12 protein-coding genes are annotated in these 16,756 nt (G+C 69.2%); 3 read left to right on the forward strand and 9 right to left on the reverse strand.

Annotation, left to right across the window (positions count from 1 at the left end):
* Nucleotides 1–2: 2 nt before the first annotated feature.
* The 5 genes from E5P2_RS05150 to E5P2_RS05170 all read right to left on the reverse strand — a co-directional run bounded on the left by E5P2_RS05150 (nt 3) and on the right by E5P2_RS05170 (nt 7,456).
* Nucleotides 3–1,502, reverse strand: coding sequence for a CYTH and CHAD domain-containing protein (locus E5P2_RS05150; RefSeq protein WP_232080583.1), 1,500 nt, complete (start codon nt 1,500–1,502; stop codon nt 3–5).
* 31 nt (nt 1,503–1,533) lie between these two features.
* Nucleotides 1,534–1,782 (reverse strand): hypothetical protein, encoded by a 249-nt coding sequence (locus E5P2_RS05155; protein ID WP_162566084.1) that lies wholly within the window; start codon nt 1,780–1,782, stop codon nt 1,534–1,536.
* Between the two features lie 107 nt (nt 1,783–1,889).
* Nucleotides 1,890–2,399 (reverse strand): hypothetical protein, encoded by a 510-nt coding sequence (locus E5P2_RS05160; RefSeq protein WP_162566085.1) that lies wholly within the window; start codon nt 2,397–2,399, stop codon nt 1,890–1,892.
* Between the two features lie 219 nt (nt 2,400–2,618).
* Entirely contained in the window at nt 2,619–5,186 is a 2,568-nt protein-coding gene (gene cphA / locus E5P2_RS05165) for a cyanophycin synthetase (RefSeq protein ID WP_162566086.1), read from the reverse strand.
* A 29-nt stretch (nt 5,187–5,215) separates the two neighbouring features.
* Nucleotides 5,216–7,456, reverse strand: a complete 2,241-nt coding sequence (locus tag E5P2_RS05170; protein ID WP_232080584.1) for a cyanophycin synthetase — start codon at nt 7,454–7,456, stop codon at nt 5,216–5,218.
* A 127-nt stretch (nt 7,457–7,583) separates the two neighbouring features.
* On the opposite strand from E5P2_RS05170, the gene E5P2_RS05175 reads away from it, so the two are divergent.
* From E5P2_RS05175 to queC, 3 genes are all read left to right on the forward strand, one after another.
* Nucleotides 7,584–9,863: a cyanophycin metabolism-associated ABC transporter gene (locus tag E5P2_RS05175; protein ID WP_162566088.1), complete on the forward strand. Its 2,280-nt coding sequence runs from the start codon at nt 7,584–7,586 to the stop codon at nt 9,861–9,863.
* Nucleotides 9,860–10,324 carry a cyanophycin metabolism-associated DUF1854 family protein gene (locus E5P2_RS05180; RefSeq protein WP_162566089.1) on the forward strand — a complete coding sequence of 155 codons (465 nt, stop codon included), beginning with the start codon at nt 9,860–9,862 and terminating at the stop codon, nt 10,322–10,324. Before E5P2_RS05175 ends, E5P2_RS05180 begins: the two co-directional genes overlap by 4 nt.
* A gap of 117 nt (nt 10,325–10,441) precedes the next feature.
* The gene (gene queC / locus E5P2_RS05185) at nt 10,442–11,143 is read left to right on the forward strand and encodes a 7-cyano-7-deazaguanine synthase QueC (protein WP_162566090.1); all 702 of its coding nucleotides are present in this window, start codon (nt 10,442–10,444) and stop codon (nt 11,141–11,143) included.
* Here queC and E5P2_RS05190 read toward each other — a convergent pair.
* The 4 genes from E5P2_RS05190 to gspE all read right to left on the reverse strand — a co-directional run bounded on the left by E5P2_RS05190 (nt 11,122) and on the right by gspE (nt 16,750).
* On the reverse strand, nt 11,122–12,945 hold the full coding sequence (locus tag E5P2_RS05190) for an ABC transporter ATP-binding protein/permease (protein ID WP_162566091.1): 1,824 nt from the start codon (nt 12,943–12,945) through the stop codon (nt 11,122–11,124). The genes queC and E5P2_RS05190 overlap by 22 nt on opposite strands.
* Nucleotides 12,946–13,068: 123 nt before the next feature.
* Nucleotides 13,069–13,968 carry a 5'-nucleotidase gene (locus tag E5P2_RS05195; protein ID WP_162566092.1) on the reverse strand — a complete coding sequence of 300 codons (900 nt, stop codon included), beginning with the start codon at nt 13,966–13,968 and terminating at the stop codon, nt 13,069–13,071.
* 3 nt (nt 13,969–13,971) lie between these two features.
* The gene (gene gspF / locus E5P2_RS05200) at nt 13,972–15,204 is read right to left on the reverse strand and encodes a type II secretion system inner membrane protein GspF (RefSeq protein ID WP_162566093.1); all 1,233 of its coding nucleotides are present in this window, start codon (nt 15,202–15,204) and stop codon (nt 13,972–13,974) included.
* Nucleotides 15,205–15,331: 127 nt separating this feature from the next.
* On the reverse strand, nt 15,332–16,750 hold the full coding sequence (gene gspE / locus E5P2_RS05205) for a type II secretion system ATPase GspE (protein ID WP_162566094.1): 1,419 nt from the start codon (nt 16,748–16,750) through the stop codon (nt 15,332–15,334).
* Between the last annotated feature and the right edge of the window lie 6 nt (nt 16,751–16,756).

Raw genomic sequence — 16,756 nt, forward strand, 5'->3', positions numbered from 1 at the left:
GCTCAGTCCTTGCCGGTCCAGAAGCGGTGCGCCTGCGCGATCTTGGCCAGTGCCTCGCCGCAGGCCTGTGCGCTCGCGGGCTGGCGCGCGGCCAGCCAGCCGGCGGCGAACCATGCGCGGCCGTCCTGCGCGGCCGCGTCGCGGTAGGCGGCGATGGCCACGGCGTTGTCGTTGTGATTGCCCAATGCGTCCTGGGCCGGGTGCAGATCCTCGAGGTAGCGCCGTGCCTTGCGCTGTCCGAACAGCGGCGCGACGAACTCACCCAGGTAGCGCAGGCGCTTGAGCCGCTTGCGCACGCGGTGCTGTTCGAGCGCCGAGAGCGCCTCGAAGCGCCGGCCATCGCGCACCACCTGCCGGTGCAGCTTCGAGAGGCGTTCGCGCAGCAGCTTGCGCACCGGACTGCCGTGCTGCGCCGACGGCGCGGCGGGCGGCAAGGCGGCTTCGATCAGGCCCATCAGCGCATTCTGGAAGGGCGCAGCGCGCACCACCTCGCGCGCCTCGAGGGCCATGCCATCGGGTAGCTCGGGCCACGTGATCGAGGGGCCGCCCGCCGCCTCGACCAGCGGTTGCACGATCTGCAGCAGGCGTTCGCGGTCACGCTGCCGGCCGAGCGCACGGAAGGTGTCCGCCAGCACCGGTTCGCACGACGGATCGAGGCCGGGTGCGAACGCGGCCATCTCGCGCAGCGCGGTGCGCAGGCGCCGGATGCCGATGCGCAGTTGGTGCACATGCTCGGCGTCCGGGCTGCCCGCTGCGACCTCGCTGGCGTTGGGAAGAATCTGTGTCAGGCAGCTGTTCAGCACGGCGCGGAACAGTTCCTCGCCACCGGGTTCGCCATCGAATTGCGGTGCGGCGGCGTGAACCGGTTCGCCGTGCGCGGCGCCGCGCGACAGCTGCTGCGCACGCTGCGACTTGGACACCGTGTCGAGCCAGAGCCCGTAGCGGTTGCGCCAGCGCCGCGCGAGTTCGAGCAGCGCCTGCGGACTGCCGCGCTTGAGTTCGATCTCGAGTTCGCGCACCGGATGCGAGCGCTCGCCGGCCTGCACCTCGCCGCGGTCGAAGGCGAGTTCGAGCAGCGCGTCGCCGGTGCGCATCTCGCGCGTGGTACGCCAGACGTCGGTGCCGTAGAGCGGGACCAGTTCGGCATGGGCTGCATCGTGGCCCGCCTTGCGCAAGGCGCGGTCAATGCGGTCGCCGACCGGCGTGCCGGCATGCCGCAGCGCCGACGGCACGGGCTGGTCGCTGGCGCGCTCGGTCGGGATCTCGACGTTGTGCTCGTGGCGCTGCAGCGGGCCGTCCAATGGCGCCTTGGCGGTCTGAACCCAGGTATTGCCTTCGCGCCGCAGCCGCAGGACCACATGCGCGGCCGCCAGCGCGCCGTCCGCCGTGTCGAAATAATGGGCGCGCAGCCGCGTGCGCTGCGAGCGTCCGCGGGCAACCGCCGCTTCGAGCGGCTTGCGGTACCGCGGATCGACCTGGAACTTGAGTTCGAATTCGATCACGGTGCCGTGCGCGCACGTCGCTGCGCGTTCCTCAATCGAGTTCGCTGACCTGCATCGACAGATCGAACAGCTTGGACTTGCTCGCGTAGTAGCGGTCGAGGCGCCACTCCCGCAGGATGTCCATGGCGAGCTGGAAGCTCTTGTAGTCGAGCGTGTACAGCGTGACCAGTTCGAAGCTGCGCTCGGATTCGAGGGCGAGCACGAGCCGGGCGAGAACCTGGGCCGACTCGTTGGTCGGGTCCGTTTCAATGAATCGGCGCGCGACCTTGATGGCATTCATGGGAGCTTTTCCTCGGTTCAGACAGGCCCATGACTATAGCCAGCGCCGCGCCACGCTTTATGACAGGCGCGTGACAAAGTAGGGCATAGGTTTGCCCTGCCGGACACTCACTGCATGGGGCGCATGGGCTGCATGGGCTGCATGGGCTGCGTCGGTTGCATCGGTTGCATCGGTTGCGCCTGCATCGGCATCGGCTGCTGCATCGGTCGTGCCTGCTGCATCGGTGCGGAGATCGGTGTGACGGTCTCGCGGATCAGGCCGCCGCCCATCACGCTGCCTTCGATTTCCGTCCTTCCGGTGCCGCGCACGCGGGCTTCGCAGGCGGCGCGGTCGTCGGCCGTCTGCTGCAGGGTGCATCGCGCCAGGGCGTTCTGTTCGTAGGTCTGCGGCGACGCACTGACGAGCCCGCCGCGCCGTGCGGCCTCGCGAGCCGCGCCGGCTTCGCGCAGGCAGGCGGCGCGGTCCTGCTGGATGCCGTCGCAGACGGCGCGCTCGCGCTGCATGCGGGCGTCGGAACCCGGTCCGCGCAATGGCTCGGCCGCGAAGCCGGGCGCGGCACTGGCGAGGCCGGCCGCGGCGAACAGGACAGCCAGGCTCGAACGAAGGGTTGCTTTCATGGGATCACTCCTTGATGTGCGGCGCCACGCGCCAGGGATGCCGCAGTGTGGCGGCGGCCCGGCCACCCGGGTTGTGGGACATCAGGGGCGCTTGGCTTGGCGTGGAGACGGAGATTCGTGTGGGACATGTCCGTCAGGCTGACAGGAGCTCATCGGGCGCCGGACTGTCGCGCGCGGCATGCCGGCCTTGCCGGACAAGGCCGCGCGCTGCGCAGCAGTTCAGCCCGCGGCGATGCGGCGGGCGAGGTGCGCGAGCGCTTCCTCGACCTGGTCGACCAGGATCAGCGACAGGTCACCCGGCCGCAGCCGGTCGAGCGCGGTGTCGATGGCGATGAACTCGCCGCGGATCTCGTCGATGGCGCGCGTGCGCTGCGCGCCTTCGAGACCTTGCCGAAGCAGCGCCATGACTTCGCCGTCGGCACGGCCGCGCTGCGCCGCGTCCTGGTAGAGGATCACGTCGTCGAAGGCCTGGCCGAGGATGGCGGTCTGGTCGCGGATGTCGCAGTCGCGCCGGTCGCCGGCGCCGCTGATCACCACCGAGCGCTTCTTCGCCGGCATGGTGTCGACCGCGGCCACCAGCGCGCGCATCGCGTCGGTGTTGTGGCCGTAGTCGGCGATCACGGTGGCGCCGCGGTAGTCCATCACGTTGAAGCGGCCGGGCACGCCGGCGGCGTCGTTCATGAAGCTCGCCAGGCCGCTGCGGATGGTGTCCCAGTCGAGGCCCACGGCCCAGGCGGCAGCCACCGAGGCCATCACGTTGTCGACCTGGAAGCCGATGGTGCCGTTGCGCGTGATCTGCGCGTCGCGCAGCGGAATGCGCTCGCGCCACGAGCCTTCGGCCGCGACCAGCGTGTCCTGGTCGACGTACACGGTGCGCTTGCCCTGCGCGCGGTGCGTGGCCATCACCGGATGCTGGCGGTCGGCCGCGAAGAAGATGACGTTGCCGGGACAGCTGACCGCCATCGCGGCCACGTTCGGGTCGGCGGCGTTGAGCACCGCATAGCCGCCGGGCGCCACGTTGCGCACCACCACGCGCTTGAGCACCGCGAGGTCCTCGACGGTGGTGATGTAGTTCAGGCCGAGATGGTCGCCGCTGCCGATGTTGGTCACCACCGCCACCTGGCAGCGGTCGAAGCCGAGGCCCTCGCGCAGCACGCCGCCGCGCGCGACCTCGAACACCGCGGCATCGACGTCCGGATGCAGCAGCACGTTGCGCGCGCTCTTCGGGCCGCTGCAGTCGCCGCTGTCGGTCTGCCGGCCATCGACCCAGACGCCGTCGGTGTTGGTCATGCCGGTGCGCAGGCCGCTGGAGGCGAGCAGGTGGTTGATCAGCCGCGCGGTGGTGGTCTTGCCGTTGGTGCCGGTGACCGCGACCGTCGGGATGCGGCCGTCGTCGCCGTGCGCGAAGAGCGTGTCCATCACCGCTTCGCCGACCGCGCGGCCGCGGCCGAAGGAGGGCGAGATGTGCATGCGCAGCCCGGGCGCGGCGTTGACCTCGACCACGCCGCCGTGCTGCTCTTCGAGCGGGCGCAGCACGTTCTCGCAGACCATGTCGACGCCGCAGATGTGCAGCCCGACCATCTGCGCCGCATCGACCGCGCGCGCCGCGACCTCGGGATGGACCGTGTCGGTCACGTCGGTCGCGGTGCCGCCGGTCGAGAGGTTGGCGTTGTTGCGCAGCACCACGCGCTGGCCGCGCGCAGGCACGCTGTCGGGCGCGAGGCCTTGCGATTCGAGGCGGCCGATCGCGATGTCGTCGAGCCGGATCTTGGTCAGCGAGGTCGCATGGCCTTCGCCGCGCCGCGGGTCCTGGTTGACCGCATCCACCAGTTGGCGCACGCTGTTGCGGCCGTCGCCGATCACCTGCGGCGGGTCGCGGCGCGCGGCGGCGACCAGCCGGTCGCCCACCACCAGCAGGCGGAAGTCGAAGCCGGGCAGGAAGCGCTCGACCATCACCTCGCCATACGCCGCGGCCGAATCGTGGGCCGCGAAGAGCTGTTCGCGCGTCGTGATGTTGACGGTGACGCCCTTGCCCTGGTTGCCGTCCTGCGGCTTCACGACCACCGGCAGGCCGATCTCGAGCGCCGCGGCCCAGCCGTCCTGCGCATCCTTGACCGGACGCCCCAGCGGCACCGGCACGCCGGCCGCGTTGAGCAACTGCTTGGTGAGTTCCTTGTCCTGCGCGATCGCCTCGGCCACGCCGCTGGTGCTGTCGACCTCGGCGGCCTGGATGCGGCGCTGCTTGGAGCCCCAGCCGAACTGCACCAGGCTGCCGCGCGTGAGGCGCCGGTAGGGAATGCCGCGCGCGACGGCGGCGTCGACGATCGAGCCGGTGCTCGGGCCGAGGCGCTCGGACTCGTCGAGTTCGCGCAGTTCGGTGATGGCCGCGGCCGCATCGAAGTCGGTGCCGGCCAGCGCGGCATCGATCAGTTGCTTGCCCAGCTCGACCGCACGCCGGCCGACGGCTTCCTCGCAGTACTGCATCGTGACCTGGTAGACGCCTTCCTCGACCGTGCGCGAGGTATGGCCGAAGCTCGCGGCGCATCCGGCCTGCGACTGCAGCGCGACGACCGCGTTCTCGAGCACGTGCGCGAGCGCGAGCGGCTGGCCCAGCACGATCGGATGCAGCTCGCCGATGGTCGGGAACAGCGCGCGCAGCCGGGCCTCGAAACCGGGCAGCCGCTCGATCGCGTTCTCGTCGCCATGGCAGGCCACGACGGCCTCGATGCAGGTGTGGCGGCTCCAGAGATTGGGGCCGCGCAAGGCGCGAATGCGGGTGACTTCCATGGCGTGGGTGCCGGCGAGCGCTGCGCCGGTCAGTTGAGTTGTTGTTCGGGCGCGAGCAGGGTCTGCGACAGCTGCAGCGAGGCGAGTGCCGCATGCAGGTCGGCTTCGAAGGCTTCGACGCCGGCGCCGATCAGGTTCAGCGGGATGCCGAGTGCCCAGCCTGCCGCGACGGCGGCAAGAAGGCTTTCGAGGCTGACACCGGCGTGCGTCGCGCGCCAGATCGTCAGGCGGCCGAGGCCGGGCAGGAAGGATTCGCTGCTGCCGTTGGCGAGCACCACGCGGTCCTGCCGCACCAGCACGGCCTTGCCGCCCGCGCTTTGATGCTTGCCCACGGCTTCGGCCTGCGGGTCGACGGCATAGAGGATCACGTCGCCATCGCACAGCGGCGCGAGCCCGGCCACGCGCGGGTCGGCGGCGTTGAGCACCGCGGTGCCGTCGGGCAGCACCACGTCGACCTGGGTGCGCAGCACCTTCACCAGCTGGTCGCTTTCGGCGATGTCGAATTCGGCCAGCGCCTCGGCGCCTTCCAGGTCGGTCACGATGCCGACCGCGCAGCGGTCGTAGGCCAGGCCGTCGCGCAGGATGGTTTCGGCGCCGTTCTCGATCACCACCGCCTGCACCGCACGGTTCACCAGCAGGCGATGGCCGGCTTCCCAGCTGGCGCTGTCGCGCGCATCGACGCGGCGGCGTTCGAGGAACAGGCCGTCGCGGCAGGCCAGGCCGGTGTGGCGGCCGCCGAGGCCGATCAGCCATGCGACCAGGCGCGCGAGCACGGCGGTATCGCGCGAGCCGGCCACGCCGACGACCGGAATGCGCCCGGGCGCATCGTCCGGAAAGAGGTGGTCGCAGATCGCGCGGCCCACCGGGCGCGGCGAACCGACGGCCGGCTTCAGGTGCATCAGCAAGCCGGGACCGGCGTTGACTTCGACGATCGCGCCGCCCTGCGGCGCCAGCGGCCGGCCGATGTCCTGCGCCACCAGATCGACGCCCGCGATGTCGAGCCCGACCACGCGCGCCGCCAGCACGGCCGCATGCGCGACCTCGGGGTGGACCTGGTCGGTGCAGTCGATCGCCATGTTGCCGTTGCGCTGGATCGTGACCACGCGGCCGGTGGCAGGCACCGCGGCGGCATCGAGATCCTGTCGCTTGAGTTCGAGCTGCAGCTTGGCGTCGGTCGCGACGTCGATGAAGTCGAGCGGGAATTCCTCTTCGACGCCGCGGCGCGGATCGCTGTTGAGCTGGCTGTCGATCAGCTGCGCCACGGTCGCGCTGCCGTCGCCGGTCACGGTGATGATCTCGCCGCGCGCGGCGGCGACCACCTGGCCGCCGACCACCAGCAGGCGGTGCTCGTGGCCGCGGATGAAGCGCTCGACCATCACGTCGCTGCCTTCGGGTTCGGCGACCGCGAAGGCGGCCAGCACTTCGTCGCGCGTGTGCAGTTCGAGCGAGACGCCGCGGCCGTGGTTGGCGTCCGAGGGCTTGACGGCCACCGGCAGGCCGATGTCCTCGGCGGCGCCCCAGGCTTCCTCGGCGCTGGCCACCACCTGGCCTTCGGGCACCGGCACGCCGCAGCTGGCCAGCAGCGACTTGGTGAGCTCCTTGTCGCTGGCGATCGATTCGCCGATCGCGCTGGTGTAGTCGGTTTCGGCGGTCCAGATGCGTTGCTGGTTGGCGCCGTAGCCGAGCTGGACCAGGTTGCCGCTGTTGAGCCGCATGTGCGGAATGCCGCGGTCGGTGGCCGCGCTCACGATGCAGGCGGTGCTCGGGCCGAGGTAGCAGTCCTCGACCTTGCGCTTGACGGCATCGACGGCGCGCTGGACATCGGTGGCGTCGAAGGGATCGTTGTTGATCGCTGCCATCAAGAGGCGATGGCCCTCGGTGAGCGCGACGCGGGCCACCTGCTCGTCGCGCGCGCGGAACACCATGCGGTAGACGCCCTGCTGGGAGGTACTGCGCGTCTGGCCGAAGCCGGTGGGCATGCCGGCGAGGTTGAGCAGCTCGATCACGACGTGCTCCAGCACGTGGCCCGACCAGGTGCCCTCGGTCAGGCGCTGGATGAAGCCGCCGCGCTCGCCGACGCCGCAGTGGTGCTCGATCAGCGCCGGCAGCAGCGTGGTCAGGCGGTCGGTGAAGCCGTCGATCTTGTTGGAGGGATGGTCTTCGAGCGCGCCCAGATCGAGCCAGACTTCCAGCACGGGGCGGTAGGTCCAGAGATTGGGGCCGCGCAAATAGTTGACGCGCAGGAGTCGGATGTCGTCGAAACGGGACATGGAAACGTTCGATGTGCTTTGGCCGAGCACGGTGTCGCCTTCAAGCGCGCCCATGGTCATCGGTCAGAATCGGCGCCCGAGGAGCGCCATGAAGAGCCCATCGACGGCCCTGAAGTACAGAAACACAATGCAACATCACGATCCAGTCGGCACCCCGGAGGGCGAAGGAGGAGGGGCTTCAGACGCTCTGAAAAGCCGGCTCGTAGCCGCGGAAAACGTTTTGGCGAGCCTGCCGGTTGACCTCGATGGGGAACTTCGGTTTGCATCCGGTCAGTTGGCGTTGACCGATCGTCGCCTGCTGGCGCGCGACGCCGACGGCGCCTGGCGCGAGTGGCCCCTGGGAGATCCGGGCGGGCTGGCGCTGCAGTTCGCCGATCACGCGGGCGTCGGCACGCTCGACTTGGTAGATACCCGCGGTCGGCTGGCCCGCTGGCGCTACACGCTGGCCCATCAGGCCGCCGCACTGCGATTGCAGAAGCTGTTCGACCAGCGCGCGGCCGGCGTCGCCCAGGCGACAGCCGCAGCGGCCGAAGTCGACGACGGCCTGCCGCCCGAACCCGAGATGCAGGCTCCGCCCTCGACCTGGGTGCTGCTGCGCCTGGCGCGCTTCGCCAAGCCCTATCGCAAGCAGTTGATCGCAGGCTTCCTGCTCACGCTGGCCTCCACCGCCGCCACCCTGGTGCCGCCCTATCTCACGATTCCGCTGATGGACGACATCCTGATCCCGTTCCAGAACGGGCAGAAGATCGCGGTCGCCAAGGTGGTGATGTTCCTCGGCGCGCTGCTGGCCGCGGCGCTCACGGGCTGGGCGCTGGGCTGGGCGCGAACCTACCTGCTGGCGCTGGTCTCCGAGCGCATCGGCGCCGACCTGCGCACCACCACTTACGAACACCTGCTCACCTTGCCGCTCGACTACTTCGGTGGCAAGCGCACCGGCGACCTGATGTCGCGCATCGGATCGGAGACGGATCGCATCAACGTTTTCCTTTCGTTGCACGCGCTCGACTTCCTCACCGACGTGCTGATGATCGCGATGACGGCGGTGATCCTGTTCTCGATCAATCCGCTCCTGGCCGTCGTGACGCTGGTGCCGCTGCCCTTCATCGCCTGGATGATCCACGTGGTGCGCGACCGGCTGCGCACCGGCTTCGAGAAGATCGATCGCGTGTGGAGCGAGGTGACCAACGTGCTGGCCGACACCATCCCCGGCATCCGCGTGGTCAAGGCCTTCGCCCAGGAGCAGCGCGAGGCGCGCCGCTTCCATGCCGCCAACGCCTACAACCTGCAGGTCAACGACAAGCTCAACAAGACCTGGTCGCTGTTCACGCCCAGCGTGTCGCTCCTGACCGAGATCGGCCTCCTGGTGGTCTGGGGCTTCGGCATCTGGCAGGTGGCGCGCGGGCGCATCACGGTCGGTGTGCTGACGGCCTTCATCGCCTACATCGGCCGCTTCTACACGCGGCTCGATTCGATGAGCCGCATCGTCTCGGTCACGCAGAAGGCCGCGGCCGGCGCCAAGCGCATCTTCGACATCCTCGACCATGTGAGCAACGTGCCCGAGCCCGCCAACCCGGTGAAGGTCGAGCGCGTGCAGGGCCGCATCGAGATGAGCGATGTGGGCTTTCGCTACGGCAGCCGCGCGGTGATCCGCGACCTCGACCTCGTGATCGAGCCGGGCGAGATGATCGGGCTGGTCGGCCACAGCGGCTCGGGCAAGAGCACGCTGGTCAACCTGATCTGCCGCTTCTACGACGTGACCGACGGTGCCATCAAGGTCGACGGCACCGACATCCGCCGCTTTGCCGTCGCCGACTACCGGCGCCATGTCGGCCTGGTGCTGCAGGAGCCTTTTCTCTTCTTCGGCACCATTGCGCAGAACATCGCCTATGGCAAGCCCGAGGCCACGCGCGAGGAAGTCGTGGCCGCGGCGCGCGCCGCGCATGCGCACGACTTCATCCTGCGTCTCGCGCACGGCTACGACTCGCTGGTCGGCGAGCGCGGCCAGGGCCTGTCGGGCGGCGAGCGGCAGCGCATCAGCATCGCGCGCGCGCTCCTGATCGATCCGCGCATCCTGATCCTCGACGAAGCCACCTCGGCAGTCGACACGGAGACCGAGAAGGAAATCCAGAAGGCGCTCGACAACCTGGTGCAGGGCCGCACCACGATCGCGATCGCGCACCGCCTGTCGACCCTGCGCAAGGCCGACCGGCTGGTGGTGATGGACCGCGGCGAGATCGTCGAGGTCGGGCCGCACGATGCGTTGATGGAAAGGCAGGGCGCCTACTGGCGGCTCTACCAGGCGCAGCTCAGGCAGAACGACGACGAAAGCCCGGGCGCCGCCGACGAGCGTGCTTCCGTGGCGATGGCGCTCGGCGGCCATGCGGCCCATCCGGCGGGGAACGCATGAACGATTTCAACCTGGAGCGCGATGCCTTCGGCCGGCTGGTGCTGATCGATGCCGAGGGCCTGCGCCACGAAGGCGTGGTGCCGGTGCGCGCCTTTCCGCTCACCGCGCCGGCCGACGGCATTTCGCTGGTCGGCGGCGACGGCCGTGAATTGGTATGGATCGACCGCCTCGATGCGTTGCCCGAAACCGCGCGCACGCTGATCGACGAGGACCTCGCCGCACGCGACTTCGCGCCGACGCTGCTGAAGCTGCACAAGGTGTCGAGCTTCGGCGTGCCCAGCACCTGGCACGTGAACACCGACCGCGGCGAGACCCGCTTCGTGCTCAAGGCCGAGGAAGACATCCGGCGGCTGGACGACGGCGCGCTGCTGATCGCGAGCGCAAGTGGCGTGCAGTTCCGCATCCCCGATGCGAAGGCGCTGGACCGCGGGTCGCGCAAGCTGCTGGAGCGCTTCCTCTGATCACGACAAGCGTGGCAGTCCAGGCAACGAGGTGTCTGGTCATCATGCGGCGCATCGTATCGGCGGTTGCGGCAAGCAGTGCCAAACTCGCGTCCTTGTCCGACACGCGTCCGCATCATGCACACCACCGCACTCGTCCTGTTCTCCGGCGGCCAGGATTCCGCCACCTGCCTGGCTGATGCGCTCGAGAAATACGAGCGCGTGGAAACCATCGGCTTCGACTACGGGCAGCGCCATCGCATCGAGCTCGACGTTCGCGCCACGGTGCTTGCCCATCTGCGCGAGCGTTTCCCACGCTGGGCGCCGCGGCTCGGCGATGACCATCTGCTGTCGGTCGACGTGCTGGGCCAGATCAGCGCCTCGTCGCTGACGCAGGACATCGCGTTCGAGATCCAGGCCGACGGCCTGCCCAACACCTTCGTGCCGGGCCGCAACCTGCTGTTTCTCACGCTGGCCGCCGCGCTGGCCTACCGGCGTGGCCTGCAGGTGATCGTCACCGGCGTCTGCGAGACCGATTTCTCGGGCTATCCCGACTGCCGCGACGACACGATGAAGGCGATGCAACTCGCGCTCTCGCTCGGCATGGAACGCCGCTTCCTCATCGAGACCCCGCTGATGTGGATCGACAAGGCTGCGACCTGGGCCATGGCGCATCGATTGGGTGGCGATGCGCTGGTCGAGCTGATCGTCGAGGACACGCACACCTGCTACCTGGGCGACCGCACGCACCGCCACGCCTGGGGCCATGGCTGCGGCACCTGCCCCGCGTGCGAGCTGCGCGCGCGGGGCTGGGAGCGTTACGTCGCGGTGAGCCGGTAGCGTCCCTGCGCGTCCGGCGCATCGGTGCCGCTCGCCTCGATGCGGTAGGCGGCCGTTGCGCCCTCGGCGTTGGGCCGCAGATCCCAGCGGCGCTGGTGGTGCGCGCCGAGCGTCGAGCGATGGGCGATCGAGATGATCGCGCCCTTCGCCTTCGTGACCTGTGCGACCAGGCGCGCATAGAGCGTCGCCTCGGCATCCTCGTCGAGCGCGCTGGTGGCTTCGTCGGCCAGCACCCACGCCGGCTTCTTGAGCAGCACCCGCGCGATCGCCAGCCGCTGCTGCTCGCCGCCGGAGAGCTTCTGGCTCCATGCGTCCTGGCGGTCGAGTTGGTCGGCGAGCTGCGGCAGCAGTGCGTCGCGCAAGGCCTGTCGCAGGGCGTCGTCGCCGTAGCTGTCGGCCGGCTGCGGATAGGCCAGTGCGTCGCGCAGGCGGCCGTCGGGGAAGTAGGGCCGCTGCGGAATGAACATGGTGTCGGCCGGGATCGCCACCTGTCCGCGCGCATGCGGCCAGATGCCTGCGAGGCTGCGGAACAGGCTCGACTTGCCGCTGCCCGAAGGCCCGTGGACCAGCACCGAGTCGCCGGCCGCGACATGCAGGTCGGTACCGGCCAGCAGCATGCGGCCGCCCGGCAATGCAACATCGAGGCCGCGGGCGTCGAGGGTGTCCGGGCTGGCCGACGTGACCAGCTGCGTGTTGTCGGTCGACTGCTGCGTCAGACTCTCCTCGAAGCCGGCCAGCCGGTCCGTCGTGGCCTTCCAGACCGCGATCGACATGTAGTTGTCGACCAGCCAGCTGAGCGAATCCTGCACGCGGCCGAAGGCTGAATTGATCTGCATCAGCTGGCCCAATTGAATGGCGCCGCTGAAGTAGCGCGGCGATGCCACGATCATCGGAAAGATGACCGCGGCCTGGCCGAAGAAACTGCTGAACCAGGTGAGGTTCTTCTGGCTCTTGATCAGCGTGAAGTAGTTGCGCATCACGGCCGCGAAGCCGAGGTCCAGCTGGCGCCGCTCGACCGTCTCGCCGCCGTCGAGCGCGATCGCCTCGCTGTATTCGCGCACGCGCACCATGTGGTGCCGGAAGTTCGCTTCCAGCAATTGCTGCTGGAAGTTGAGCCGGACCTGGGGCCGGCCGATGTAGTGGGTGATCACGCTGCCCACTGCGCAATACAGCACCGCGGCCCAGACCATGTAGCCGCCGATGTGCCATTGGCCGCCGCCCAGGAAGGCCGGCACGCCGAAGTCGAGCGAGCCGCTCAGGGTCCAGAGAATGCCGACGAAGCTCACCAGCGTCACCAGCGCGTTGAACATGCCCATGCTCAGTGTCACCGTGTAGTTGGTGAAGAGGTTCAGGTCTTCCTGGATCCGCTGGTCGGGGTTGTCCGGCGCACCTTCGGCGCCCGGCGTGAAGCGCGACAGCTCGAGCCGGTAGAAGGCCTTGTGCGCGAGCCAGCGCGCGAGGTAGTGGTCGGTCAGCCACACGCGCCAGCGCAGCTGAATGATCTGCGTCACGTAGAACTTGTAGACCGAGATGATGATGAAGATCAGTGCCAGCCAGCTGAACTTGAAGATCTGCTGCCAGAAGACCGTGAGGTTGCGGTTTTGCAGCGCGTCGTAGAACACGCGATACCACTCGTTGAGCTGGACCAGCATGAAGACCGAGCCCAGGTTGAGCAGGATGACCCCGGCCAGCATGGCCCGGGCCTTCCACTTCTGGTCGGAGCGGAAATACGGCAGCGTGAGCGCGGTGACGCGGCGCACCGTCTGGAGGAAGGTCGTCTTGCGTTCGGAGGAGGTGGGCATGAAGAAGCCTTGCGCGGTCGGTGCGCCGTGGGATGGTCGTGATGACGCCATCGTAGCGGGCCCTTTCTTAGACGGGGCTGAAGCGCCTCGCCGAGGGCCGATCGCGACGGGCCGCGAAAAGACTTAGCGTGGATTGCTGATGCCGCTCGACACGTGCCCGGAAGGCACGTGGCGCGCGGCCGCGTCGACATGGCCGGTCTGGTCGTCGAAGAAGAAGTCGGGCTCGAACTCGCGCAGGAACTCGCCCTTGGGCAGGCCGCCGAGGAACATCGCCTCGTCGACCTTGATGTTCCAGTTCATCAGCGTGCGGATCGCGCGCTCGTGCGCCGGTGCGCTGCGCGCGGTAACCAGCGCGGTGCGGATGCGCATCGCCGGGTTGCTGGCCTGCTGCAGCCGGTGCAGCGCCGCCAGCAGCGGCTTGAAGGGGCCTTCGGGCAGGGGCAGCAGCGCCTTGCTGGATTCGTGCTGCTGGAACGCGTCAAGGCCCTCGGCCTGGAACACGCGTTCGGCCTCGTCGCTGAACAGCACGGCATCGCCGTCGAAGGCGATGCGCACTTCGTTCGGATAGGCGTCGCTGGCCTGCACCGATTCGACCAGCACGCGCGCGGCCGGGAAGCCGGCGACGAGCGCTTCGCGCACATCCTCGGCATTGACTGAAAGAAACAGGTGCGCACGCAAGGGCCGCAGATAGCCGAAGGGCGGCCGGCCCTGCGTGAACACGCCCCGTTGCAGCGAGATGCCGTTGGCCACGCCCGAGCGGAACACCCGCATGCCCGAGACCGGATCGTTGCGCGACAGGATCACGACCTCGACGCGCTGATGACCGTCGTCATTGAAGCGCATGAGCTTGCGCACCAGCGAATAGGCGATGCCCGGTTGCGCGGGCACGTCGAGCCGTTCGAGCTGCAGCTTCATGTAGCCCGCGTCGTCGCCCGATTCGAAGATGCGGTTCTCTTCCTCGAGGTTGAACAGCGCTCTCGAAGAGATCGCCACCACCAGCTTGTCATCAAGAGAGACCGCCATGCGCTACTTCACGAACTGGTTCAATTGAATGATCGGCATCAGCACCGCGAGCACGATCAGCATCACGACGCCGCCCATCGCGACGATCAGCAAGGGCTCGAGGATGGTGGCCAGATGCATCGCGCGCCGCTGCACTTCGGCGCCCAGCTGGTTGGCGACGCGTTGCAGCATCAGCGGCAGCGTGCCGGTCTGCTCGCCGAGGCGCGCGAACATCGAGACGATGCCGGGAAAGCGCTTCTTCTGCGCCAGCGCGGAGGCCAGCGGCGCGCCTTCGCGCACCAGCACCAGCGCGTCGAGCGCGTCGGCGCGCATGGCGCGATTGCCCAGGGTTTCGGACGCCGCCTGCAAGGCCCGCAGGATGGGCACGCCGGCGGTCGCCAGCATCGCGAGCGTGCTGGCGAAGCGCGCGGCGTTGTAGCCGCGCGAGAGTTTGCCGACCAGCGGCAGCTGCAGCCAGGCGGCGTCGAATTTCTCGCGGAACGCGGCGCGTGCCAAGGCCATCCGGGCGACGAGGGCCGCGACGATCACGCCGATCAGCATCAGCCATCCGTAGTTGCGCACGAAGGCGCTGAGCGACAGCATCGCCACCGTGAGGAAGGGCAGCGCGCGCTTGGTGCCGGCGAACACGTTGGCCACCTGCGGCACCACGTAGCTGACCAGGAAGATCACGATCACGATGGCGACCAGCGTCACGATGGCGGGATAGAGCGCGGCGCCGACCAGCTTCTGCTGCAGCGCCTGCCGCTGCTCGAGGTCGTCGGCCAGGCGTTCGAGCACCATGCCGAGGTTGCCGGTCTGCTCGCCGGCGCCGATGACGGCGGTGTAGATGGGCGAGAACTCGCGCGGATGCTGTGCCAGCGCGCGGCCGAACTGAGAGCCGGCATTGACCTCGGCGCGCAGCGAGGCGACGAGGTTGCGTTGGGCTTCGCTCTCGGCTTCCTCGGTCAGCGCGGTGAGCGCGCGTTCGAGCGGCAGGCCGGAGGACACCAGGCCGGCGATCTGCCGCGTCCAGACCGCGAGTGTGGTGGCATTGAAGACCCGTCCGCCGCCGAGCACGCGCTGCCAGCCGCGCGGCGCGGGCACGCCGCTTTCGACGCTGCCCACCGCCGTCACCGACAGCGGGATCAGCGCCTGCGCGCGCAGCATGCCGCGGGCATTGCGTGCGGTGTCGGCCTCGAGCACGCCCTTGCGGGGCTGACCCTGCTGGTCGATGGCTTCAAACGAATAAGCGGGCATCAGGCATTCTCCCCCAGGCTTGCTCGCTTCGCGTAGCCGCCAACCCCCTTCCGGGGGCGTTGCCTGCGGGCCGGCTGAGCCGGATCCGCGGCAACCCTGGCGAAGAGCGCTCGCGAGGGGCTTCGCGCTAGTCTCGGGTGACCCTCAGGAGTTCGGCGCGGGAGGTGACACCGGCCTTGACGAGGCGTTCGCCGTCCTCGCGCATCGAGCGCAGGCCGCCGCGTTCGGCGGCGACGAAGATCTGGCTTTCGGGCGCGCGGTTGTGGATCAGCGACTGCACGGCATCGTCGGCCACCAGCAGTTCGAAGATGCCGGTGCGGCCCTGGTAGCCGGTTTGCCCACAGGCCTCGCAGCCCGCCGGCTGCGCCTCGCCGTCGGCCGAATGCACGGCGCAGACGGGGCAGAGCTTTCGCACCAGCCGCTGCGCCAGCACGCCGAGCAGCGAAGAACTCAGCAGGAAGGGCTCGACGCCCATGTCGGTGAGCCGCGTCACCGCGCTCACGGAATCGTTGGTATGCAGCGTGGCCAGCACGAGGTGGCCGGTGAGCGAGGCCTGGATCGCGATCTGCGCGGTCTCGAAGTCGCGGATCTCGCCGATCATGATCACGTCCGGGTCCTGGCGCAGGATCGCGCGCAGCGCCTTGGCGAAGGTGAGCTCGATCTTGGCATTGACCTGGGTCTGGCCGACGCCGGGCAGCTCGTACTCGATCGGGTCCTCGACCGTCATGATGTTGCTGCGGCCGGCGTCGAGCCGGCCGAGCGCGGCGTAGAGGGTGGTGGTCTTGCCCGAGCCGGTCGGCCCGGTCACCAGGATGATGCCGTGCGGCTGTCCGATCAGGTGTTCGAAGCGCGCCAGCGTGTCGCCCTGCATGCCGACGGCTTCGAGCGTGAGCTTGCTTTCGGTCTTGTCGAGCAGGCGCAGCACGGCGCGCTCGCCGTGGGCCGAGGGCAGGGTCGAGACCCGCACGTCGACCGCGCGCGTGCCGATGCGCAGGCTGATGCGGCCGTCCTGCGGCAGCCGCTTCTCGGCGATGTCGAGGTCGGCCATGATCTTCAGGCGCGAGATCAGCGCCGCGTGCAGCGCGCGATGGGGCTGCACCACTTCGCGCAGCGTGCCGTCGATGCGAAAGCGCACCGACGAGGTCCGCTCGTAGGGTTCGATGTGGATGTCGCTGGCGCCGTCGCGCGCGGCCTGCGTGAGCAGTGCGTTGAGCATGCGGATGATCGGCGCGTCGCCGGCCGACTCGAGCAGGTCTTCGACCGCCGGCAGCTCCTGCATCATGCGCGAGAGGTCGGCGTCGCCCTGCACCTCGCTCACGATCGCCGCGGCGTTCGATTCGCCTTGCGCATAGGCGGCGCTGATGCGCTGTGCCAACTGCTCGGGCGCCAGCGTCTCGAAGGTCTTGACCGGGTACTTGCGCACCACTTCGCCGAGCGCGCTGCGCGGCGCGGTCCCGGGCATCCAGAGGGTGAAGGTGCCGTCGTCCGCTTCTTCCAGCAGCAGTTGCTGGCCGCGTGCGAAGGCGTAGGGCAGGGGGTAGCGCATCGTCGG

It is taken from the genome of Variovorax sp. SRS16 (genome assembly GCF_901827165.1).
Classification (GTDB): domain Bacteria; phylum Pseudomonadota; class Gammaproteobacteria; order Burkholderiales; family Burkholderiaceae_C; genus Variovorax.